The organism is Streptomyces sp. NPDC056144 (assembly GCF_042264145.1).
Classification (GTDB): domain Bacteria; phylum Actinomycetota; class Actinomycetes; order Streptomycetales; family Streptomycetaceae; genus Streptomyces.
In genome coordinates this window covers 1,276,477-1,298,549 of the sequence record NZ_JBHJVF010000001.1, presented here as the reverse complement: position 1 = coordinate 1,298,549, position 22,073 = coordinate 1,276,477, and the positions used below count along the sequence as shown (strand labels likewise).

The following is a 22,073-nucleotide window of genomic DNA, read 5'->3' as shown; positions in this document are numbered from 1 at the left end:
CCGACACGGCAAGGAACCCGATGTCCTCGACTGACACCTCTCCCTTCGCGAGCGGGGTCTCGCTCTACCTCGCCCATCAGGACGTGGCCGAGGACGCCTGTCGGCAGGCGTTACGGATCGGGGCGACGGACGCGTTCATCTCGCTGCACATGCCCGAGGACGACCGCGCCTCCTTCCCCGTACGCCTGCGGGAGCTCACCGCTCTCGCGCACGCGCACGGCCTGCGCGTCACCGTCGACATCTCGCAGCACGCGCTCCCCGCGCTCGGCCTCACCCCGGCGACCGCCGCGGGGATCACCGCGTTCGGGGTCGACGCGATCCGGATCGACTTCGGTCTGCCCGACGAGGACATCGTCACGCTCTCCCGGAACATCCCCGTACGCCTCAACGCCTCCACCATCACCCCCTCCTGGCTGGAACGCCTCCTCGCCCAGGGCCTGGACACCGGCCGCGTCGAGGCCTGGCACAACTTCTATCCGCGCACCCACACCGGCCTCGCCGCCAAGCTGGTGGCCGAGCGCAACGCGATGTGGCGGCGCCACGGCTTCCGTACCGTCGGCTTCGTCCCCGGCGACGGCGTGCTCCGCGCGCCCGTCGCCGCCGGGCTGCCCACGGTCGAGGCGCACCGCGGGCGCCACCCGCTCGCCGCCGCACACGAGTTGGCCGCGCTCGGCTGCGACGCGGTCCTCGTCGGCGACCCCACGCTCGCCCCGCGCACCGCCGACCAGTGGGAGGCGTGGCACGCCCGGGGCGAGGTGGATCTGACCATCCGCGCAGAGGACGGCTCAGACAGCATCACGGACGGCGTCACGGACGAGATCGCCTCGCCGGAGGTACGGGCCCGGCTCGGCGTCCCGGACCGCGAACGGACCGACCCCGCCGCCCAACTCGTACGCCTGGAGGGGTCACGCCCCGCCTTGTCGGCGCTGCCGATCGCTCCCACGGCACGAGCCACCGCTCACCGCCCGCGCGGCACGCTCACCGTCGGCAACGACCGGCTCCCCCGCTACCGGGGCGAACTCTCGATCAGCCGCACGGACCTGCCGCCGGACCCCACCGTCAATCCGATCGGCTCCGTCATCCCCCGCGACCTGCCCCTCCTCCCGTTCATCGGCCCCGGCACCCCGGTCCGGCTGAGTCCGCTCCGGCCCCCGGCAGGTCAGGTCTGAGCAGGCCCGCAGGGAGCGGGGCGTCGAGCCAGGCGTCCATGCGCTCCCACTGCGCGTCGATCCATTCCGCGATTCTCGCGGGAGTGCGGGGTACGTCGGCAGCGGGGGTGTGCCACCAGTGCACCCGGACCCGGCCCGGGACGCGGGGCGGGCAGCAGGTGCGGTACGCCCAGCCCACCAGGTCCTCCAGACCCTGATGTCCGACGACGAGGACATCCGCGTCGACGGCCTTGCGCAGGGCAGTGACGACACCGGCGTGCTGCGGGGGCAGGACATGCCGCAGCCCGGCTGCCCACTCCGCGCGCGCGTGCATCCCGCGCGTGCGGAGTTCGGCCAGCGCGCGGGCCCGGCGCCGGGCCGTGATGTTGGTGCCCTCCGGGAAGACGGCCAGGGCCTGGGCGGCGGTGAGCGTCGCGGCGCTCTCGGCGACGTACTGAAGGGCCCGCTTCCGGCCTGCCTCGTTCCAGTAGAACTGGCGCGCCTCGGTGGGCCGGACGAGCAGGCCGACGGCCGGGTCCGTGAGGGCCCGGAGTCGCCCGGGGCAGACCGGTCTCCTCCCCAGGACTCCGGTGGCCAGGTGGAACAGGAGGTGGGAGTTGAGGGTTCCGGCGTGGCGGAGGAGGACGACGACAGGCCGGTCCTCGGCCGGGCGCGGCAAGTCCTCGGGCACGTCCAGGGACATGCCCGCCCGGCGGAACCCGTCGCCGAAGAGACGGGCGCCGAGGCCCGAGAACGCCCCCAGCGCCGTGTCACGGGTCCCGGCGCGCCCGGTGAGCGCGAGGGCCAGGGCCGGGAGCTCGAAGGTGGTGAGGTACGTGACGGCGAGGCGGGCACTGCGGGCAGCGGCGCGGGAGCGCGTACCCAGATCCGGTGGGCCCGAAAGGCGCGGCATGGAAATCCCCTTCCCGGCTCAGAAAATGATCACTATCCGAGCCGGGGGCACGTAAACCCGCTCACCTGGACATCACGCCTTCGGCCGAGTCGAGTGAAATGCGACTGGACCGATTGGTCGCGGAATTCCGCTCGCACCATCCGCCTGCCGCACTCTTCACACGCTCGGCGCATTCCTGCACGCGCCCGACTGGACACGCTGTTAACTTCACTCGTGTCCACGCCCTTTTCCCATCGGAGAATTCACGGGAAACAAAATCTCCGCATTACGGGTCGCCATTGTCCGCTCGCATTTCCGTCCCTTCCAGCAAAAGGATTCAGCATGTTCGAGGCTGTCAGAGGAATCGTCGCCGAGATCGTCCAGCGCCCCGCGGAGGAGATCACCAGGGAGTCGACATTCGCGGACCTGGAGCTGGACTCGCTCGCCATCGCCGAGTTCGCGGTCGCCTCGGAGAACCGCCTCGACGTCGTCGTCGACATCGACGCGATCAGTCGCGTCGACACGATCGGCGAGCTGTCCGACCTCCTGTCGGAAGTCGCCGGAGTCGCTGGAGCCGCCGGAATCGCCTCGTGAGTCTGCCCGTCGCCGTCACCGGCCTCGGGCTCGTCACCCCGGCCGGCATCGGCGTCGAGGAGTCGTGGCGGGTCATCCGCGAGGGCCGGGGCACCCAGGCCGCCGAGGTACCGGAGCTGAAGACGGCGACGACGCGGACGGCCTGCCGTGTCCCCGGATTCGACGGAGCGGAGCTCCTCGGGATGCGGCGGGCCCACCGGCTCGACCTGTTCTCCCAGTTCGCCCTGGTCGCCGTCCGGGAGGCCCTCGCCGACGCCGGCCTCGACCCGGAGTCGTGGGACGGGACGCGGGTCGCGGTCGTCATGGGCAATTCGACCGGCGGCCTCGCCTCGCTCTCCGACGCCCACGAGGCCTTCGCACAGGACGGACCGCGCGCCGTCCCGCCCCTTCTCCTGCCCTTGTACCTGCCCAACATGGCGGCCGGCCAGGTCGCCATCGAGTTCCACGCGCTGGGCCCCTGCCTGGCGGTCTCCACGGCGTGCGCCTCGGGCGCCACCGCCCTGGGCACCGCCCGGGACCTGCTCCTCGCCGGCCGCTGCGACATCGCCATCGCGGGCGGCACCGAGGCGCCGCTCACCCCGCTCTGCGTGAGCGGCTTCGCCAACCTCGGCGCGCTCGCGTCCGCTCCGGACCCGAGCACCTCGTCGCGTCCCTTCGACGTCACCCGCGACGGTTTCGTGATCGCCGAGGGAGCCGGTGTCGTCGTCCTGGAACGCGAGGCGGACGCCCGCGCCCGCGGTGGTCGCGTACGGGCACTGCTCGCCGGGTACGGGGCCTCCGCCGACGCCCATCACCCCACGTCCCCGCACCCCGAGGGCAGGGGGCTCGCCCTCGCCCTGCGCGGCGCGCTCGCGGACGCCGGTCTGTCCGGCTCCGACATCGACCACGTCAACGCCCACGGGACCGGCACGCCCCGGGGTGACGCCGCCGAAGCGGCCGTACTCCGAGAGGTCGTCGGTCAGCCCGTCGTCACCTCCGTCAAGGGGGTCACGGGCCACGCCCTGGCAGCGGCGGGCGCGATCGAGGCGGTCTGCACGGTGCTCTCCGTGGAGACGGGAGAGGTGCCGCCGACCGCGAATCTCACCGAACTCGACCCGCGCATGGACATCGACGTGCCCCGGACCGTCGTCCGGCGGCCGGTCCGTGCCGCCATCAGCACCTCCATCGGCTTCGGCGGCCAGAACGCCGCCCTCGTAATGACCTCCGCATGAGCGCTGCCGACGGCCGCTGTGCTCAGTCAGAGAAGGAAGAAGCGAAACGATGAGCGAACGACCAGGCGGACCGGTGGCCTTCGTGTTCGGCGGCGGAGGAGTGCGCGGCGCGCACCAGGTCGGGATGGTGCGGGCGCTGCTCGAAGCGGGCATCACTCCCGACCTGATCGTCGGCACCTCCATCGGGTCCGCCCTCGGGGCGGTCCTGGCCTCCGATCCCACGCCCCGCGGGTGCGACACCATGGACCGCCTGACCGCGGCCCTCACCGAGACGGGGGCAGGGCGGCCCACGCTGCGCAGTGCGGTGCGGCACACCCTCCGTCGCGACGGCTGTCTGATGTCGAACGAGGCGCTGGGCGAGATGATCGAGGGCATCCTCGGCCGTGGTGCCCGCTTCGAGGACCTCGCCGTGCCCTTCCAGGCATGCGCGTCCTCCATCGAACGCGCCACCGCCCGCTACTTCGACTCGGGACCGCTGGTGCCGGCCGTCCTCGCCTCCTGCGCGCTGTCCGGCCTCTTCCCGCCGGTGGAGATCGGCGGCGAGCACTACATCGACGGCGGCGTGGTGGAGACCGCCCCGATCGGTCGCGCGATCAGCTGGGGCGCGCGGACCGTGTACGTCCTGAGGCTCAAGCAGTGGGAGCCCGACCTGACGAAACCGCGCTGGATCTGGCAGGCGGGGAAACTCTCGTACGAACTGGCGCGCCGCTACCACCTGGGGCAGGCGCTCAACCAGGGCCGTGACGACGTCGTCGTCCACAACCTGCCCAGCGGCGAGGACACCCTCCAACTGGACGGCGGGCTGCGGTTCAAGAGCGGGGAGAGCGCCGAGACCCGCCGACGCCGCTCGGACGAGGGGTACCGGCGCACCAAGGCGTACCTCGCCACGGTGGCGGGTGGCCGACGGGTGGAGCAGACCTCGGTCGTCGGCCTGGGGAGCGTACGGTTCCCCACGCGCGCGGAGGCGAGCGCGACGGGACCGGTTACGAGTACGCCGACCTCGGCTTCGGCCACCCCGTTCCTCCGAAGCAAACTCGACCGCTTCTTCCGACTGGTCGACCGGAACGGGAACGGGTGGGCCAGCGAGGCGGACCTGCTCGCGATGGCGGACCGCTTCCACGCGGCCTTCGCCCTTCCGCCGCGAAGGGACGACGGACTCCACGCCGCCCTCGGCGACTTGTGGAAGGCGCTCTGTCACGCCGACGGCGTCGACCCGGCCGGCACCCTCGACCGGGCGGGCTTCACCGAAGGCCTGCACCGGGTCGCCCTGTCCCCCGCGCTGTACGACTCCACGGTCCTCCCCGTCGTCGCGGCGGTCATGGACGCGGCGGACCGCGACCGCAACCGGCTGCTCACCCCGAAGGAGGTGACCGTCCTCCTCGGCGCGCTGGGCGTCGCGGAGCGGCACGCCGTCCCGGTCGGCCGACGGCTCGACACCAACGACGACGGCGTGGTCACCCTCGACGAACTCGCCGAGGCCTTCCACGTCTTCTTCACGGCCCCGGAGCCGGGCGCGGCGGGCAACGACCTCTTCGGGGGCGCGGATCCGGCGGCCTGAGGGACTGATTCCTCCCATGCCTTGAAGTCGTTGCGGTTTCCGGCGAGGGGCCGGGGAGCCATGACGGGCGCCTCAGGCAGGGGCACGGCCCGCACGGAGGCCGTGGTGACCAGCTTGATTCCGCGACAACGGGAGGTGTCAGTAGGCCAGGACGACGCAACCGCTCTCGCCGGGAAGGCTTTCGGTGTGCTGGTGGGCAAGACCGTTCGCGGAGCCCGATCCGCCGGCTCCGCCGCTGCCCGCACCGACTCCACAACTGCTCGGCGGAACGGCCCCGGGAGCGCCGCCGGTGCCCCCTGCCCGGGTATCAGCGTTCGCTGCGGCGCCTGCCTGGCCCGTGTAAAGGTCGGCGAAGCTGCCGACGCACCAGCTCATTCCGCGATCGCCTCCTGCGCCTCCGGTCCCGGGAAAGGCGTTCGCGCTGTGGTGCCCGCCGACACCGCCCTGCGCACTGGCGCCGCCGGCTGTGTCGTTGACCGTGACGGCGGAGTTGCCACCGGATGCGCCGTCTCGGTCCAGGCCACTGGCCGGCCCGCCAACGCCGCCGGCGGCGACGGTGATCGTGATCCTGTCACCGGGCTTGACGGGCAGGAAACAGGAGGAATTCGCTCCTCCGCCTCCACCACCGCCGCCTGGCTGGGCCGTGCCGTCCCCGAACGCGGGGCCGGGTCCAACGCCGCCGCCCCCACCACCCCCGCCGGTCAGGCTCACCGCGACATAGGTCACGTCGCTGGGCACCGTGACGGTGTAGGTTCCCGGCGTGCTGTAGGTCCGCGTCTCAAGGGCGTGGGCGGGAGCGGCGGTGACCAGGGACTGCAGCACCCCAGCCATCACCATGAGACCCACGACCCCCGCTCGCGTACGGCAGATGGAGCGAGGGCAGGGCCGGCGCCGCGCGCCGGGGAGGGCGACCATATGCAGTACGTCTCCTTGCGTATCCATCCTGTCAGTCGAGGCCACACCGTAGGGCTTCAAGGCTCGGCCGGACGGCGGTGACGGACCGGTTCACCCGTACGAGCTCCCAGCGCGGTGCCCCCATGGGCGCGCGAGACCGCGTCCCGAACCGCCATGCCATCGGATGACACGGCTCGGCCAGACGAGTGACAGCTGCCGCCGCAAGCCGCTGCCGGCGGAACCGGTGTTCCAAGATCAGTCCGCCGCCGTCTCCGGCGGCAGCTGCTCTCCACCGCGTCTGTGCCGTGTGATCGGATCGACCACGGCTGTTCGAGGAGTCCCACGTCATGCGTTCACGTGTCATCGCCGTCACGGCCGCCGCGCTCGCGGCCACCGCAGCGCTCGCGCAACCCGCCCATGCCGCCCCGCTCGTCGACGGGGTCTACCGGTTCGCGGCTCTCACGGACGGCAAGTGTCTGGTCTGGCCCAAGTCGCACGCGAGTGTCGGCGTGGTGTCGCTGGGCGACTGCGCGGAGACCGCGTCCACCTCGGCGAACTGGCAGGTGCTGCGACGCCCCGACGGAATGATGGAAGTCTCCCCGTCGGGCTCGGACCCGCGCACCTGTATGAAGGTGACGTCGTACCACGGCGTGTCGGTCACGAGCTGCGGTGACCGGTACGCCGAGTGGAGCGTCTCCTACGGCTCCGACGGGCCCGGCAGCGTGGTGTGGGCCGACATCGAGCACACTCCCGCCGACTTCTCCCCCTCGTTCGGAAAGATCGTGGACGATCCCGGCGTGAACGGCCGGATCGTGGTGAGGCACGCCCCCATCGAACCGCACTACTGGGCATTGCAGCCGGCCGGATAGGAGCCGTAGGGCCGTCGCTGTCTCGGACGCCCGATGACGCTTGAACGCAAAGGCGACCACTTCCTCGCCTTCACCAGCACCGCCCGCACACTCGTCCGCAACCGCAGACTGACGACGTGGCCACTCCTGCGATGTGTCGACGTAGGCAAGGTGGAGCCCTGCAGACCGTGCAGCGGAAGAGCATGGCGGCCCCAGACTCGCCCAGGTGGGTCAGAAGCTGCTCAAGTCGGGTCTGGTCCCGCCGGCCGTGGGGGCACATCTCGGTCCGCAGTCGGGCGAGGGCGTCCGGACGCGCGGCCGGCTCTGAACATCCGGCCTCACCTACGAAGGCGGCTGCGGTCTGGCAAGGGACGAACCGGTGGGGATCCTGCGGGGCACGGAAGCCGGGAGTGCGGCGGGTGACCTCATGCACGACGTCTTCGCCGGCTCCGTCGAGCCCGACGGAGCCGGCGAACTCGCCCGCGAACCGTTCAGCCGCGCTTCCCTCCGCCATACACCACAGACAAAAACGCCCGCCACCTCGCGGGTCGATATGGAAGGTCGCTGAGTAGATCCCGCCCCTGTCACACTGGCGGCAGGGGGATACCTCGGCCGCCTCGCGGATGATCGGGCCGGATCAAGGAGCGGTGTCCGAAGGGGCCTCAGGAGCTTTGAGGAGCCCTGAGGATTTCTTCAGGGACCGCTGACCGTCAGCGGCGATACTCGGGCCCATGCGCATTCCGGTGATCGAGCACGAGGAACGGACGGCCGCCTTCCTGCGGTGCGGTCTCTCCGCCGCCGTCGGTACCGTCCACGTGGTCCACGACGGCTTCGAGACCGTGCGGGGCACCGGCTTCAAGGTGAGGGCCCGTGGCTAGGCCCTGCGCGCCCCGCCAGGCCCGGGCCGCCGGGGTCGCGGCGGCTCTGGCCGTCGTGGCGGTCGTGTGTGGGCTCGTGTATGCGGACAGCATGGCCGGACCAGTCAGGCTCAATCCGCTCGATGGCCGCCCGCCCCTTCGGATCGGCGCTCAGATCGAACTGGTCTCCGCCTGGGGCGCGGAGAGCGGGGCGGCGATCGTCGCCGCCGTCTGCTGGTGGGCCGGCCGGGGCACTGCCCTCTGGGCACGGCTCCGGGGCTCGGTGGTCGCGGCGGCAATCACGTACTACGTCTACGACGCGGGCTGCGAATGGGTGGGACGGGCGAACCAGATCGACCCCATCCACGTCGCCGACGAGGCGCTCCGCTATGGACTCGGGTTTCTCGCACCGGCAGCGGGAGTTCTCGTGGCGGCGGCCGTGTGGGCGGCCTCGGCCGTCCGCGTCCGCGGGCTCTCCCTGGGGGCACGGTTGATGACGGCCGCCGCCGTCACCTCAGGAGTTCTCACCCTCGGCATCGTCGCCCTGCTCGACACCACCCGCAACAACTCGAACGGCGCCGAGAGCGTCTTCGGTGTCGCCCGCACCACGGGGGTCCCGCTCGTCATGCTCCTCACCGGAGCCCTGGTGTACGCCACGGTGGCCCGCGCCATGCGGCCCGTCGAGGCGATCAGCCGCGAACTCGCCGACATCACCGGCCAGTCGCTCGACCGCAGGGTTCCCGTCCCACCCGGATCCGACGCGATCTCCGAACTGGCCCGCACCACGAACGCGACGCTCGACCGGGTGGAGGCCGCCGCCACCCGGCAGCGGGAGTTCACCGGCGACGCGGCGCACGAGCTGCGCAGTCCGCTCGCGGCGCTCCGCGCCCAGCTCGAATCGGCCCTGCGGCACCCCGAGTCGGTCACGGATTGGCAGGAGGTGGTCACGGCGGCGACCTCCGACGTCGTCCGCCTCCAGCGCCTGGCCGACGACCTGCTGCTGCTCGCCTCGCACGGCTCGGTCGCCCCGGTCCGCGAACCCGTCGACCTGGCGGCCCTCGCGGAGGACCTGGTCCGCGAACACCAACACCTGCCGGAAGCGGCCGCGTTGCGACTCCGGTGCGAGGTCCCCGACCAGGCGGTCCTGGCGGGCAACCCCGTCCATCTGGACCGGCTGATCCGCAACCTCCTCGCCAACGCCTGCCGTTACGCGCGGACCGAGGTGACCGTCACCGTCTCCGTCACCGGAACCGTGGTCAGCGGCGAACCCGGGCTCGTCGTGACCGTCCGGGACGACGGCCCCGGCATCCCGCCCGCCGACCGGGGCCGCGTCTTCGACCGGTTCACCCGCCTCGACCAAGCCCGCTCGCGCAGCACCGGCGGCGCCGGCCTCGGCCTCCCCATCGCCCGGGACCTGGCCGCCTCCCACGGTGGCACCCTCACGGCCGAGGAACCCGACGGCCCCGGCGCCCTCATGGTGGCCCGCTTCCCGGCTGCCCGGGCATGACCAGGTTCAGTGACCCGCAGGCGGGGAGGGCGGGGAGGGCGGGCTTGTTCCGCTCACTCTCTCAACGACCCGCGGCAACCTCGGCCGTCGGCGCCGACGCGGTGTCGTGCAGGCCGAGGCGCAGGTGCTCGACGTGGTACAGGGCCTGGTCGAGGAGTTCGGCGACGTGGTTGTCGTACAGCGAGTAGACGATGGACCGTCCCTGCCGTTCGCCGGTGACCAGGCCGAGGTTGCGGAGCAGGCGGAGCTGGTGGGAGCAGGCTGAGGCTTCCATGCCGACGGCTTCGGCGAGGTCGCCGACCGCGCAGGGGCCTTCCTGGAGGCGGGCCAGGATGTAGAGCCGGGAGGGGGTGGCGAGGGCCTGGAGGGTCGCGGCGACGTCGGCGGGTCCGACCGCGTCGAGACGTTCGCGGGTGCTGGTGTTGTTGGTGGAGGTCTCGCGTCCGTGGCCCATGACGACCATCATACCGACGACACCTGAAGAGCTGTTCAGATGTTCCTGTACGGTGGTGCCCCTGCCCGTCCTCCGCCCGTGAAGGGTTCCTTCGTCATGCCTTCTGTCCTGGACGGCCGGCGCACCGCGCCAGGCGCCGCCACCGACGGCACCGCCGCTACCACCGCCACGCATCCGGTTCCGCCCCGCCGCCGGACCCGCCTCCTCGCGCTGCCCGAGGCCCGCTGGGCCCTCGCATCGCTGGTGCTGTTCGTGCTCGCCCTGCCGGTGTACCTGCTCGACGGCCCGGCATGGCTGTGGGGCGCGCTGTTCGCCGCCACCTACGTGACCGGCGGGTGGGAGCCGGGCTGGGAAGGACTCAAGGCCCTCAAGGACCGGACCCTGGACGTCGACCTCCTGATGGTCGTCGCCGCGCTCGGGGCGGCCGCCATCGGGCAGGTCCTGGACGGTGCGCTGCTGATCGTGATCTTCGCGACCTCCGGTGCCCTGGAGGCCGTCGCCACCGCCCGTACCGCCGACTCCGTACGCGGACTCCTCGACCTCGCCCCCGCCACCGCCACCCGGCTCCTGGCCGACGGCACCGAGGAGACGGTCGACGCCGGGACGCTCGCGGTCGGCGACACGATCCTGGTGCGGCCCGGTGAGCGGGTCGGCGCGGACGGAGTCGTACGCGACGGGGCGAGCGAGGTCGACCAGGCCACCATCACCGGTGAACCGCTCCCGGTCGCCAAGCGCGCCGGGGACGAGGTGTTCGCGGGCACGGTCAACGGCACCGGCGCCCTGCGCGTACGGGTGGAGCGCGACCCCTCGGACTCGGTGATCGCCCGGATCGTGCGGATGGTCGAGGAGGCTTCCGAGACCAAGGCGCCCACCCAGCTGTTCATCGAGAAGATCGAGCAGCGCTACTCGCTCGGCATGGTCCTCGCGACCCTCGCCGTCTTCGCGGTCCCGCTCGCCTTCGGCGACAGCCTCGACGCGGCGCTGCTGCGGGCGATGACGTTCATGATCGTGGCCTCGCCGTGCGCCGTGGTGCTCTCCACGATGCCGCCGCTGCTCTCCGCCATCGCCAACGCGGGGCGCCACGGCGTGCTCGCCAAGTCCGCCGTCGTCATGGAGGGCCTCGGCCGGACCGACATCGTCGCCCTCGACAAGACGGGCACCCTCACCGAGGGCACGCCGCACGTCACCGACGTACGCCCGCTGCCCGGCGGCGGGCTGGACGAAGCCGCGCTCCTCGCGCTCGCGGCGTCCGCCGAGCACCCCAGCGAACACCCGCTGGCCCGGGCCGTGGTCGGCGCGGCGCGCGAACGCGGGCTGACGCTCTCCGAGACCGAGGGATTCGCCGCCACTCCGGGCCGGGGCGTCACCGCCACGGTCGGCGGGCACACGGTCACGGTCGGCGCGCCCGAGCTGTCGCCGGCCGGCGACAGCGACAGCGGCGTCGGCCACGGAGCCATGACCGTGGTGGCGGAGCTGGAGGCGGCCGGGAAGACCGCCGTCGTCGTCCTGCGCGACGACGTGCCGGTGGGCGTCCTGGGCATCACGGACCGGCTGCGCCCGGACGCGGCCGCCACGGTCGCCGCGCTCACGCGCCTGACCGGCCGCACTCCCGTCCTCCTGACCGGGGACAACACACGGGCCGCCGGGCGCCTCGCCGCCGAGGTCGGCATCACCGACGTACGGGCCGGACTGCTGCCGCAGGACAAGGTGGCCGCCGTGCAGGAATGGGAGGCGCAGGGCCTCCGGGTGCTCGTCGTGGGTGACGGGGTCAACGACGCCCCGGCCCTGGCCGCCGCGCACGTCGGGATCGCGATGGGCAAGGCCGGTTCGGACCTCGCTCTGGAGACCGCCGACGCCGTCGTCGTCCGCGACGAGCTGGCCACCCTTCCCTCGGTCGTCGACCTCTCCCGTACGGCGCGCAAGCTCGTCGTCCAGAACCTGGTCATCGCGGGGGTGTTCCTCACCGTCCTGGTCGCCTGGGACCTGATCGGCACCCTTCCGCTGCCCCTCGGGGTCGCGGGCCACGAGGGTTCGACGGTCATCGTCGGCCTCAACGGCCTGCGCCTGCTGCGCGAGGCCGCCTGGCCCCGGCTCACCGAAACCCCCTCCCAGACCCTGCCGCAGCCCCAGCCCCAGGCCGTTTCGGAGGACTCCGCATGAGCAAGCGCACCCGTCGGGCCGCCGCATCCCCCGGTGCCGACCGCCCCACCGTCACCGTCTGCCGCGGCTGCTGCTGCGGCAGCCCGAAGGTGCCCGGCCTCGACCACGCCGCCCAGCTGCGCGACCTGCGCCAGGCCCTCGCCGGGACGGCGACCGTGCGCGTCACGGACTGCCTCGACGCCTGCGAACGGGCCAACGTCATCGTGGTGCAGCCGTCCGCCGAGGGCCGCAGGAGCGGCGGCCGTCCGGTCTGGCTCGGGCTCGTCAACGAGCCCGACGCCACGGCCGACATCACCGACTGGGTCAAGGCCGGCGGCCCCGGCCTCACGGACCCGCCCGGAATCCTCGACCTCTACGCCTTCCGCCCGTCCCGCCGCGTCCAGGCGGAGCTGCACGAGGACGTGTGACCGCTGCCGCCGACTCACATCGCCGCGCCAAGAAGCGAGACAGGAGCCGCCCAACTCCCCTACCCTTGAGGATTGTTGAACGATCCTCTCATCCGTCCAGGAGGAGCATCATGCCGACGACCGCCGCCGCAACGGCGCTGGAGAGTTCATCCGGGTTAGGCCCCTGGTACGTGTGGACAGCCGCCCTGGTCATCGCGGCGGCCCTGAGCGCCGGGTTCGCCGCGCTGGGCCGCCGGGGCGCCTTCGTGCGGTCCGTCCTCGGCACGCTGGCGCTGTTCGGCCTCGCGGTGGCGCTGAACGCGGGGACGGCTCCTACGGTGTGGGCCTGCCTGTACGGGGTATGGGCAGCGCTCCTGGCCTTCGCCCTCATACGTACGCTCCTCCCGCCCCGCGCGCTCCCCCACCACCCCCTCCGCACACCCCCCGCCCGACGCCGGTCCCTGATCGCCGCCGGCCTCGGGCTCGTCCTCGCCCTCGGCGGGGTCGCCGGGCTCCGCGCCACCGCGGCCGGCACGCTGGACAAGGCCGACGCCGCACAGCTCGCCGGGGACTGCGCCGCCGCGCTCCCGTACTACACCCGTATCGAGGGCGAGTTGAACGAGTTCACGCTGAGCCCGGCGCCGAGCGCCGCGCGCACCGGACGGTTCGCCTGCGAACAGACGCTGGCGGCCGAGCGCGCCGTGAAGAGCGGCGACCCCGAGGCGGCGGAAAACGCGTACTGGTACGCCGTCGTCAACTTCGAGGACCGCTTCGGAACCAAGGAGCCCCGTCTCGCCGAACTCCGCCTCGCCCACGGTGACGCGAAGGCCGCCGTCGAGCGGGCGCGGGCGGCCGAGTACACGGGCGTCAGCGCCGTCTGGAACAGCTCGGGCAACGACGAGATCATCCGGATCTACCAGGCCATCGTCACCGACACCCCCGACTCCCCGCAGGCCGAGCTCGTCCCCGCCCGGATCGACGCCCTCCACACGGACGCCCTCGCCACCGCCGCCAAGCACCCCTGCGCCGGGATGGGCCAGCTGGCCGACCTCGTCCGGCTCGGCGAAGAGCAACTGCCCGGCGCGACGGCCGTCGCCGCCAAGGCCCGCGACGACCTGCCCCGCGTCCGGTACACCTGCGGTCGGGCGCAGTACGAGGACAAGAAGTACCAGGACGCGCGCGAGACCCTGAACGAGGTGACCACGGGTCCGTACGCGAAGAAGGCCGCCGATCTGCTCATCGCCGTCGACGTGGCCGACGCCGCGAAGGGCAGCGCGGGCGCCCTGCCCCCGCCGGCCGCCGAGGGCACCGCCCCGGCCGGGACCACCGAGCTGGTGATCACCAACGACTCGCACGAGCAACTGGAGGTCCTGTACGTGGGCCCGGAGAACGGCACCGACAGGATCGACGCCTGCCCCACCTGCACGACCCGCAGCCTGCCCACGCTCACGGGGAGGGACCTCTTCGACACCTGCTCGTCCTCCGCCAAGGAGGTCACGATCCGCCTCAAGCCCGGCACGTACGACGTCGTGGTCCGCGGCGCCGGCGGCAGCGACGTACGTCCGTACACCGGCAAGTGGAGGCTCAAGTCGGGTACCTCGTACGCGAGCTGCTTCTACATCAGCCGCAGCCTGTTCTGACCGGCGGGGTGCGTTGCGGGCGTTGTCAGTGCGGTGCGCTTCACTGCCCTTCATGCAGCTCACGCACGCCAACGTCAACGACCTCCTGGCCCGGCTCGTCCCGGGAAACGGGCCCCTGTACCTGCCCGACTGCCTCGACCGGCAGGAGCTGACCGACCTCCTCGCGGACAGGTACGGCACCCCGCGCACCCTCGTCCTCGACGGATTCGTCGATCCGACGGCCGACGAGTCCCGGGGCGCGGCACTCCTGCTCCCGTTCGAGGGCCGCGCCGTGACGATACGGGCGTGGGCCTACGGGGATCAGTGGATCGGGACGGGGACGGCGAGGGACGCCGAAGGGGCCGAGCGATCGGTGCTGGTCGCAGCTCCCCGAGCGATACCCGCCGCCCTCCCGGAGGCCGCGCGGGACACGGGCGTCGGGGAGCACGAGACCGTCGACTGGCTGGAACGGCTCAAGCACATCACCGGCTGGACCCAGCCGGACCGGCGGCCGGGCCTGGACTGGGCGGAGACGGAGTCCCGCCTGGGCACCGCGCTGCCGGCCGACTACCGGCGGTTGGTCGAGACGTTCGGCAAGGGCGGCTTCGACGGGTTCCTGGACCTGAACCAGGAGCCGTGGACGACCCTCAGGGAGGACGGCCTCCTCGTCTGGGCCGGTACGGAGCACGAGAACCTGTACTGCTGGAGGACCGACGGCGACGACCCCGACCGGTGGCCCGTCGTGGTCCGTTCCTCCGACGGCGAGGACGTGCCCTTCGACTGCCGGGCGACCGAGTTCGTCTGCCGCGTCCTCGTCGAACCGCACCACCCGTTCTCGATGGCCCGGTTCTTCGACACCCATTGGTTCATGACGTACGGGGAGGGCGTCTGACCGGTCGGCACATGACGGACTTCGCCGTGCGGTGGCGCCGTCTTCCGTTGCAAATCGCCCTGCCAAGGTCGCCTCCCCGCAGGTGAGTACGCATACTCAGGTGCCACCGACCGGGCTCGTCCATGCTGGTGGACCACGACCGAACCGTCACAGGGGGACACAGATGCACCACGCCCTTCAGCTCCGCACGGCGACGCCCGAGGATCGGGAGTGGATCCACGAGTTGCGTCACCGGGTGTACGCGGAGGAGCTGGGGCAGCACGCGGTGGATCCGTCCGGGCGGCTGAGCGACGGGCTCGACGGCGAGAACGTGTACCTCGTCGCCGCGCGCGGCGAGACGCGGATCGGGTTCGTCAGCCTCACCCCGCCGTGGGTCGGGCGGTACTCGCTCGACAAGTACCTGACGCGCGACGAACTGCCCGTCCTGTCGGACGAGGCGCCGTTCGAGATACGCGTCCTGACGGTCGAGGAGCGCTGGCGGTCGACCGCCGCCGCACCGCTCCTCATGTACGCGGCGCTGCGCTGGGTCGCGGCGCGCGGCGGCCGTCTGGTCGTGGCGATGGGCCGCAGGGAGCTGCTCGACATGTACCTCGCCACCGGGCTGCGTCCGGTGGGGCGGACGATCTGCTCGGGTGCCGTGCGGTTCGAGGTGCTCAGCGGGTCGGTCGCCGAGCTCCAGCAGACGGTGATGAAGCGTCACGGCCGGACCCTGGAGCGGCTGCGCGCCGGTCTCGACTGGCGGCTCGACGTCCCGTTCGCGCCGCGCGCCGACGGCTGCGAGCACGGCGGCGCGTTCTTCTCCGCGATCGGTACGGACTTCCGGACGCTGGAGCGCCGTCACGAGGTCGTCGCGGCCGACGTGCTCGACGCCTGGTTCTCCCCCTCCCCCGACGTGCGCGCCGTCCTGACCGAGGATCTGGGGTGGGCGGCCCGGACCTCGCCGCCGACCGGCGCGGAGGGGCTGATCTCCGAGATCGCCGCCGTGCGCGGCCTGCCGGAGGAGTCCGTGGTCGTGGGCGCCGGTTCGTCCGACCTGATCTTCCGCGCGTTCGGCCGGTGGCTGACGCCCGCCAGTCGCGTCCTCCTCCTCGACCCGAGCTACGGCGAGTACTCCCACGTCACCGAGCGCGTCATCGGCTGCCACGTCGACCGGCTCCGGCTCAGCCGCGAGGACGGCTGGCTGATCGACCCCGACCGGCTCGCCGCCGTGACGCGCGGCGGCTCGTACGACCTCGTGGTCGTCGTCAACCCCAACAACCCGACCGGCCGCCACGCCCCCGCCGACGCGCTGCGCGCCGTCATCGAGGCCTCCCCCGCGCGCACCCGCTGGTGGATCGACGAGGCGTACCTCGGGTACGTCGACCCGGCCGACTCCCTCGCCGGGCTCGCCTCCGTCGATCCGAGGGTCGTCGTCTGCACCTCGCTGTCGAAGATGTACGCCCTGTCGGGCATGCGGGCCGCGTACCTCGTCGCCGACGCGGACACCGCCGGCGAGCTGCGCCGCTGGACGCCGCCGTGGCCCGTGAGCCTCCCGGCGCAGATCGCCGCCGTGACGGCGCTGCGCGACCCGGAGTACTACGCCGAGCGCTGGGCACGCACCCACGTGCTGCGCCGGGAGCTGGCCGCCGCGCTGGCGGAGCTCGACGGCTTCGCGTCCGTGGACGAGGGCGTCGCGAACTACCTGTCCGTGACCCTGCCCCTCGGCGGGGCCAGTGCGGCCGAGTTCGTACGGGAGTGCCGCCGCCACGACGTCTACCTGCGGGACCTTTCGCCGATGTCGCCCGCGTTCGAGGGCCGCACGGTCCGGATCGCCGTACGGGACACGGCGGACAACGCACGGGTGGTGGAGGCCTGTCGGAACGCCCTGGCAGCGCTGCGTTCGGCTGGGGCGCCGGGCGTCCCGACCGTCTCCGAAGTGCCTGGCGTCCCGGACGTGTCCGGCGTGCGAGTCGCCCCGTGACCTCGGTCGGCGCGCTCTTGCCGTACCTCGGCGGGGCCCTGGCGGTCGGCGGCATCGCCGTCGCGGCCACGCGCCGACGGGAGCTGATCCAGCGCTGGTGCGTGTGGGCGGTCGGCGTGCCACTGGTGACGGCCGCGTTCTGGTTCGGCCCGCCGGGGATCGCGGTGCTCGCGGCGCTGGTCGCGGTCGTGTCGGTGGCGGAGTACGGCGGGCTGCTCGGCCTCGGCCCCCCGGACCGTGTGGTGCTCGGGGCGGCGGTCGTCGGACTCGTCGTCACGGCGTGGCTCGCGCCCGGGGAGCTGCTGAGGGTCGCGGGGATCGGGGCGCTCGCCATCGCCGCCGTACCCCTGTTCGCCGGCGACACGGAGCACGGGCTGCGGCGGCTGACCGCGGGGGTGCTGGGGCTGGTGTGGCTGGGTGTGCTCGCCGGGCTCGTGTCGCTCGGCGTGCTCGGGCTCGTCCTGTTCGTGGCGGTGTCGGTCGCCGACATCGTGGCGTTCGCGGCGGGCCCCCGCTTCGGCGGCCCGCACCTCTCCCCGCTGTCGCCCGCCAAGCGGTGGAGCGGCACGCTGGCCGGGGCGGCGGCGGGGCTCGGGACGCTCGCACTCCTCTCGTCGTTCACCTGGCAGGCCGCGGTCGCCGTGGCGGTCGGCGGGCCGCTCGGGGACCTGCTGGAGTCGATGGTGAAGCGAGGCGCCCACGCGAAGGACGCGGGCCAGTGGCTGGCCGGGACGGGTGGACTGCTCGACCGGATCGACTCGTTGCTCGTCGCGTTGGCGGTGGTGCTGGTCCTGGGGTGAGCCCCGGCAGTCCTGCCGCGAAACCCTGCCACCCCCTTGACAGCCAGTCATGGCCCTGACAGGAGTTACTCCCGAGGACTACTTCCGAGTAACCGTGTGACCCAGGGGGCGATCAGGGCATGAGCACGACCGACCGTGATGACCGTGAGGACTACGACGTCGTCATCAGCGGCGCCAGCCTCGCCGGCAGCGCCGCCGCGATCCTCCTCGCCCGGCGCGGCGCCCGCGTCGCCCTCCTGGAGCGCCGCTCCGACCCGGAGGCGTACAAGGTGCTCTGCACCCACTCGATCACGGCCAACGCCTACCCGGTCCTCGACGAGCTCGGCCTCGTCCCCGCCCTGGAAGGGGCGGGCGCGGTGCGCAACGCGGCGCGCTGGTACACCCGTTGGGGATGGATCGAGCCCCGGGCCGCCGCGCAGGGACCCGAGCTCCCGTACGCGTACAACATCCGCCGCAGCACCCTCGACCCGCTCATCAGGTCCCGCGCGGCCGAGACGCCCGGTGTCGACCTCCTGCTCGGGCACCAGGTCAAGGGGCTGATCCAGGAGGCGGGCCGGACCGTCGGCGTGCGCACGGCGACACCGAAGGGCGGCGGCGAGCGGGAGATCCGGGCACGGCTGGTCGTCGGCGCCGACGGCAAGGACTCGGCCGTCGCGAAGTACGCGGGCGTGCCCTCGCGGGAGTACGCGAACCAGCGGTTCGGCTACCTCGCGCACTTCCGCGACCTGCCGCTCCCGGACGGGATCGGCCAGGTCTGGTTCCTCGAACCCGACATGGCGTACGCGTTCCCGAACGACGACGGCGTCACCGTCCTCGCCGTCCTCCCCGACAAGGCGCGGCTTCCCGCCTTCCGGGAAGACCTGGAGGGCAGCTTCCTCGACTTCGTGCGCGGACTGCCGGACGCCCCGGCCGTCGACTCCGCCGAGCGCGTCTCAAAGATCATCGGTACGGTTGACTACCCGCTCCACAGCCGTCGGCCGACCGCGCCGGGGCTGGCGCTCGTCGGCGACGCCGCACTGACCGGCGATCCCCTGTGGGGCGTCGGCTGCGGGTGGGCCCTCCAGTCCGCGCGATGGCTCACGGAGGCGGTGGGCGCCGCCGTGACCGGTCAGGGCGACCTCGACAAGGCCCTGTCGGCGTACGCCCGCACGCACGGACGACAGCTGCGCGGCCACCAGTTCCTCGGCGCCGACTACGCCAAGGCCCGCCCCTTCAACCCGATCGAGCGGCTCGTCTTCTCGGCAGCCGCCCGCGACGAAGAAGTGGCCTGCCACATGCACCGGTTCGCGTCGCGGCTGATCGGACCCGGCCGGTTCCTCAGCCCGTCGGTGCTGGCCAGGGCCGCGGTCGTCAACCTCAGGCACCGGGAAGGGGCGGCTTCCGGCGTCAGGCAGGGGTGAGGCAGCCCGCGGGGGTGTCGCTGAGCACGAACCCGTTGTCGAAACGGACGCGGACCTTCACGAGAGGTCCGCGCTCCTGGTACGCGGTCCACTCCGGCTCCAGAACGGCGACCTGGTCCACCAGCTGGGCCCTGCTGGCGGGCGGCATCTGGTCGCCGAAGTCGGCGAGGAGGGACGCGAGGCGCTCGTACTCGCGAACGGCCTGGCTCTGCTCGCGGTTCTCGACGAGGTGCTCGACGGTGCCTTCGAGGCCGACGGCGAGGGAGAGGTAGCCGGCGGAGGGGGCGTCGTCCGGCTCGTCGTCGCCCATGACATCGTCCCTGTCGTCGCCCGTCTCCTCGACGGCGACGATCCGGCCGGTCAGCCGGAGGTCGTACGCGAGCTTCACCCGCCCGCCCACGTGCAGCGGTGCGGTCGTCATGACTTCCTGATCCTTGTCCACAGGTCAATCCTCGCTCAGGTACGCGTCCAGCCGCGCCGCGCCCGTCAGCATCGCCCGGCCGCGAGCGGCCAGCCGGGCCCGCCAGTCCCCCAGCGCGCCTTCCAGCGACTCCCGGCCGCCGGCCGCCCGGACCTGCTCGATCACCGGGGCGATCTGCGCCAGCACGTAACCGCCCCTCCTGAGCAGGTGGGCCAGGCGCGCGTCCCGGACGTCGGCCTCGTCGTACACGCGGTACCCGGTCGCGGGGTCGCGGCGCGGGCGCACGATCCCGGCGCGTTCCCACTTGCGGAGGGTGGCGGGCTGGAGGGCGAGAGCTTCGGCGAGGGGCCCGATGAACATGCCGGAGGCCGGCTCGACCGGGGCGCCCGTGCCGGCCCCCAGATCACGCAAGGCCCGTTCCACCGCCTGGAGCGTCTTCCGGTCCTCCAGCAGCTGGGTGTGGCTCTCGTCGATCAGCCGGAAGGCCTCGTCGGCGGCGTCCTCGTTCACGGCGCGCATGATCGCCGTGGCGGTGCGGTGACCGTGACCGGGCAGGAGGGCGAGGAAGGCGCGCAGGGCGGCGGCGTGGCGCGGGGTGTAGGCGCGGTAGCCGTGGGGGGAGCGGGCGGCGGGCGGGAGGATGCCGGCGTCCTCGTAGTTCCTGACGGCCTGGGTGGAGAGGCCGTGCGCGCGGGCCAGGTCGACCGGCCTGAGCCGCACACCGATTTGAAGGTTTTGCCCCATGACCGCCAGGATACCGCGCCAAAGTCTCCAACGAAGGTTCAACGATACCGTTGAAGGCATGGCGACTGACATCAAGGACACCGCCCATCCCGTCGAGCCCGCCGCCCTCCTGGGGCTGCTCCCCGCTCGGCCCCGACTGCTCGCCCTCGGCGAGCCCACCCACGGCGAGGACGCGCTGCTCGCCGTCCGCAACAAGCTCTTCCGGCGGCTCGTCGAGGACGAGGGCTACCGCACGATCGCGATGGAGAGCGACTGCCTCAGGGGCCTGGTCGTGGACGCGTACGTGACGACGGGCACCGGCACGCTCGACGAGGTCATGGCGACCGGTTTCAGCCACGGTTGGGGCGACGCGGCGGGCAATCGCGAGCTCGTCGAGTGGCTCCGTACGCACAACGAGGGCCGGCCGACGTCCGAGCGGGTCCGGTTCGCGGGCTTCGACGGTCCGCTGGAGATCCACGCGGCGGAGAGCCCCCGGCAAGCGCTCACCGCGCTCCACGCCTACCTGGCGACGTGGGCCGACCCGGGACTCCTCCCCTGCACGACGAAGACCCTGGACGAGCTCCTCGGCCCGGACGACCGCTGGACGGAACCGGCCGTGATGTTCGACCCGTCCCGCTCGGTCGGCCGCTCACCCGAGGCTGCGGAACTGCGCCTCCTCGCCGACGACCTGACGGCCCTTCTGGACACGCAGACACCCCACCTGATCGCGTCGACGTCACGGGAGGACGTCGAACGGGCGCGCCTGTACGCCCGCACCGCCCTCGGCCTGCTCCGCTACCACCACGGCATGGCCGACCCCTCCCCCGCCCGCCTGAACCGCCTGGTCGGCACCCGCGACCGGATGATGGCGGACAACCTCCTCGCGCTCGCCGAACGCGGCCCGACCCTCGTCCACGCCCACAACTCCCACCTCCAGCGGGCGAAGAGCACGATGACGCTGGGCGACACGCCGCTGCACTGGTGGAGCGCGGGCGCCCTGGTGAGCGCGCGCCTCGGCCAGGAGTACGCGTACGTGGCCACGGCCCTCGGCACGCTCCCGCACCAGGGGGTCGACACCCCGCCCCCGACCACCCTCGAAGGCCTCCTGTACGCCCTCCCGGACCCCACGTGCCTCGTCGACAACCGTCGCCTGGCCACCCGGCTCGGCGACGCCCTTCCGCAGCCCCGGGTATCCCCGTGGTTCGGCTACGCCCCGCTCGACCCGCGGCAGCTGTCGGACAGCGACGGGCTGGTGTTCGTGAGGGACGTCGTACGCGGCGGGTGACAGCCTCGGCGGCCCTTCCCTAACCTTGCCCGCATGGGGGACACAGGGGAACTGCTCACGATGGTCCTGATCACCGCGACCAGCGTCTTCCTGTCCGTGGTGGGCGCACTGTCGCTGCGGTCCGGAGTCGCGCTCATGCGCCGGGGTGTGCGCGTCGACGCGAAGGTGGTGGGGGTTCGGGAGCACGAGGACGACGGTGACGTGCGGTACTACCCGATCATCCACTTCACGCCCCCGGACGGCTCGGCGGTCCAAGGCGAGGTGGGTTTCCGCCTCAACGACTACTCGGCCCCGGAGACGATCAGCGTGTACTACGACCCGCTCCGGCCCCAGACGTTCGCCGAGAGCCGCTGGGACGAGCTCGGGGGCGGCGTCCTCTGGCTGCTCATCGGCGTCCCCGCGACCGGCTGGTGCCTGTGGTGGTTCTTCCACTGACACCGCGGGCATCAACTAGCTCGACGCGT

General features: G+C 72.7%; 22 protein-coding genes. 16 read left to right on the top strand and 6 right to left on the bottom strand.

Features of this window, described 5'->3' with window-relative positions; genetic code table 11:
- Positions 1-20: 20 nt before the first annotated feature.
- Positions 21-1,169, top strand: a complete 1,149-nt coding sequence (locus ACFC0Z_RS05665; RefSeq protein WP_376433034.1) for a MupG family TIM beta-alpha barrel fold protein — start codon at positions 21-23, stop codon at positions 1,167-1,169.
- Here the strand turns inward: ACFC0Z_RS05665 and ACFC0Z_RS05660 are convergent.
- Positions 1,108-2,061 carry a hypothetical protein gene (locus ACFC0Z_RS05660; protein WP_376433032.1) on the bottom strand — a complete coding sequence of 318 codons (954 nt, stop codon included), beginning with the start codon at positions 2,059-2,061 and terminating at the stop codon, positions 1,108-1,110. The genes ACFC0Z_RS05665 and ACFC0Z_RS05660 overlap by 62 nt on opposite strands.
- Before the next feature lie 321 nt (positions 2,062-2,382).
- On the opposite strand from ACFC0Z_RS05660, the gene ACFC0Z_RS05655 reads away from it, so the two are divergent.
- From ACFC0Z_RS05655 to ACFC0Z_RS05645, 3 genes are read left to right on the top strand one after another with little or no spacing between them, the layout of a single operon-like run.
- On the top strand, positions 2,383-2,634 hold the full coding sequence (locus tag ACFC0Z_RS05655) for an acyl carrier protein (protein WP_376433030.1): 252 nt from the start codon (positions 2,383-2,385) through the stop codon (positions 2,632-2,634).
- Positions 2,631-3,845, top strand: coding sequence for a beta-ketoacyl-[acyl-carrier-protein] synthase family protein (locus ACFC0Z_RS05650; protein ID WP_376433028.1), 1,215 nt, complete (start codon positions 2,631-2,633; stop codon positions 3,843-3,845). Before ACFC0Z_RS05655 ends, ACFC0Z_RS05650 begins: the two co-directional genes overlap by 4 nt.
- 49 nt (positions 3,846-3,894) lie before the next feature.
- Positions 3,895-5,403, top strand: a complete 1,509-nt coding sequence (locus tag ACFC0Z_RS05645; RefSeq protein WP_376433026.1) for a patatin-like phospholipase family protein — start codon at positions 3,895-3,897, stop codon at positions 5,401-5,403.
- A gap of 138 nt (positions 5,404-5,541) precedes the next feature.
- On the opposite strand, the gene ACFC0Z_RS05640 is transcribed toward ACFC0Z_RS05645, so the two are convergent.
- A complete protein-coding gene (locus tag ACFC0Z_RS05640) occupies positions 5,542-6,225 on the bottom strand; it encodes a hypothetical protein (protein ID WP_376433024.1) in 684 nt (227 codons plus the stop codon).
- Between the two features lie 419 nt (positions 6,226-6,644).
- Between ACFC0Z_RS05640 and ACFC0Z_RS05635 the strand changes: the two genes are divergently transcribed.
- Positions 6,645-7,166: a hypothetical protein gene (locus ACFC0Z_RS05635; RefSeq protein WP_376433023.1), complete on the top strand. Its 522-nt coding sequence runs from the start codon at positions 6,645-6,647 to the stop codon at positions 7,164-7,166.
- A 70-nt stretch (positions 7,167-7,236) separates the two neighbouring features.
- Here ACFC0Z_RS05635 and ACFC0Z_RS05630 read toward each other — a convergent pair whose 3' ends face one another.
- Positions 7,237-7,698, bottom strand: coding sequence for a CbrC family protein (locus tag ACFC0Z_RS05630; RefSeq protein WP_376433483.1), 462 nt, complete (start codon positions 7,696-7,698; stop codon positions 7,237-7,239).
- Between the two features lie 178 nt (positions 7,699-7,876).
- On the opposite strand from ACFC0Z_RS05630, the gene ACFC0Z_RS05625 reads away from it, so the two are divergent.
- Positions 7,877-8,023 carry a hypothetical protein gene (locus ACFC0Z_RS05625; RefSeq protein WP_376433021.1) on the top strand — a complete coding sequence of 49 codons (147 nt, stop codon included), beginning with the start codon at positions 7,877-7,879 and terminating at the stop codon, positions 8,021-8,023.
- Positions 8,024-8,114: 91 nt separating this feature from the next.
- Positions 8,115-9,509 carry a sensor histidine kinase gene (locus tag ACFC0Z_RS05620; RefSeq protein WP_376433019.1) on the top strand — a complete coding sequence of 465 codons (1,395 nt, stop codon included), beginning with the start codon at positions 8,115-8,117 and terminating at the stop codon, positions 9,507-9,509.
- Between the two features lie 61 nt (positions 9,510-9,570).
- Here ACFC0Z_RS05620 and ACFC0Z_RS05615 read toward each other — a convergent pair whose 3' ends face one another.
- Positions 9,571-9,963 carry an ArsR/SmtB family transcription factor gene (locus tag ACFC0Z_RS05615; RefSeq protein WP_376433017.1) on the bottom strand — a complete coding sequence of 131 codons (393 nt, stop codon included), beginning with the start codon at positions 9,961-9,963 and terminating at the stop codon, positions 9,571-9,573.
- A gap of 96 nt (positions 9,964-10,059) precedes the next feature.
- Here ACFC0Z_RS05615 and ACFC0Z_RS05610 point away from each other — a divergent pair, with 96 nt between their 5' ends.
- The 7 genes from ACFC0Z_RS05610 (at position 10,060) to ACFC0Z_RS05580 (ending at position 19,180) form a co-directional block, all read left to right on the top strand.
- Positions 10,060-12,123 (top strand): heavy metal translocating P-type ATPase, encoded by a 2,064-nt coding sequence (locus tag ACFC0Z_RS05610; RefSeq protein ID WP_376433015.1) that lies wholly within the window; start codon positions 10,060-10,062, stop codon positions 12,121-12,123.
- The gene (locus ACFC0Z_RS05605; RefSeq protein ID WP_376433013.1) at positions 12,120-12,530 is read left to right on the top strand and encodes a (2Fe-2S) ferredoxin domain-containing protein; all 411 of its coding nucleotides are present in this window, start codon (positions 12,120-12,122) and stop codon (positions 12,528-12,530) included. Before ACFC0Z_RS05610 ends, ACFC0Z_RS05605 begins: the two co-directional genes overlap by 4 nt.
- A gap of 110 nt (positions 12,531-12,640) precedes the next feature.
- Positions 12,641-14,149, top strand: coding sequence for a hypothetical protein (locus ACFC0Z_RS05600; protein ID WP_376433011.1), 1,509 nt, complete (start codon positions 12,641-12,643; stop codon positions 14,147-14,149).
- Positions 14,150-14,201: 52 nt separating this feature from the next.
- On the top strand, positions 14,202-15,020 hold the full coding sequence (locus ACFC0Z_RS05595; RefSeq protein WP_376433009.1) for an SMI1/KNR4 family protein: 819 nt from the start codon (positions 14,202-14,204) through the stop codon (positions 15,018-15,020).
- 163 nt (positions 15,021-15,183) lie between these two features.
- Complete coding sequence (locus tag ACFC0Z_RS05590) at positions 15,184-16,980, top strand: aminotransferase class I/II-fold pyridoxal phosphate-dependent enzyme (protein WP_376433007.1); 1,797 nt, start codon at positions 15,184-15,186, stop codon at positions 16,978-16,980.
- Positions 16,977-17,780 carry a phosphatidate cytidylyltransferase gene (locus ACFC0Z_RS05585; RefSeq protein WP_376433005.1) on the top strand — a complete coding sequence of 268 codons (804 nt, stop codon included), beginning with the start codon at positions 16,977-16,979 and terminating at the stop codon, positions 17,778-17,780. Before ACFC0Z_RS05590 ends, ACFC0Z_RS05585 begins: the two co-directional genes overlap by 4 nt.
- A 119-nt stretch (positions 17,781-17,899) precedes the next feature.
- A complete protein-coding gene (locus ACFC0Z_RS05580; RefSeq protein WP_376433003.1) occupies positions 17,900-19,180 on the top strand; it encodes an NAD(P)/FAD-dependent oxidoreductase in 1,281 nt (426 codons plus the stop codon).
- On the opposite strand, the gene ACFC0Z_RS05575 is transcribed toward ACFC0Z_RS05580, so the two are convergent.
- Together ACFC0Z_RS05575 and ACFC0Z_RS05570 are read right to left on the bottom strand one after the other, a co-directional pair.
- The gene (locus ACFC0Z_RS05575) at positions 19,167-19,601 is read right to left on the bottom strand and encodes a hypothetical protein (RefSeq protein WP_376433001.1); all 435 of its coding nucleotides are present in this window, start codon (positions 19,599-19,601) and stop codon (positions 19,167-19,169) included. The two genes, ACFC0Z_RS05580 and ACFC0Z_RS05575, sit on opposite strands and share 14 nt — an antisense overlap.
- Positions 19,602-19,625: 24 nt before the next feature.
- Positions 19,626-20,345, bottom strand: a complete 720-nt coding sequence (locus ACFC0Z_RS05570; RefSeq protein WP_376432999.1) for a TioE family transcriptional regulator — start codon at positions 20,343-20,345, stop codon at positions 19,626-19,628.
- Positions 20,346-20,403: 58 nt separating this feature from the next.
- Between ACFC0Z_RS05570 and ACFC0Z_RS05565 the strand changes: the two genes are divergently transcribed.
- On the top strand, positions 20,404-21,609 hold the full coding sequence (locus ACFC0Z_RS05565; RefSeq protein WP_376432997.1) for an erythromycin esterase family protein: 1,206 nt from the start codon (positions 20,404-20,406) through the stop codon (positions 21,607-21,609).
- 33 nt (positions 21,610-21,642) lie between these two features.
- Positions 21,643-22,044, top strand: coding sequence for a DUF3592 domain-containing protein (locus tag ACFC0Z_RS05560; RefSeq protein ID WP_376432995.1), 402 nt, complete (start codon positions 21,643-21,645; stop codon positions 22,042-22,044).
- The last annotated feature ends 29 nt before the right edge of the window (positions 22,045-22,073 follow it).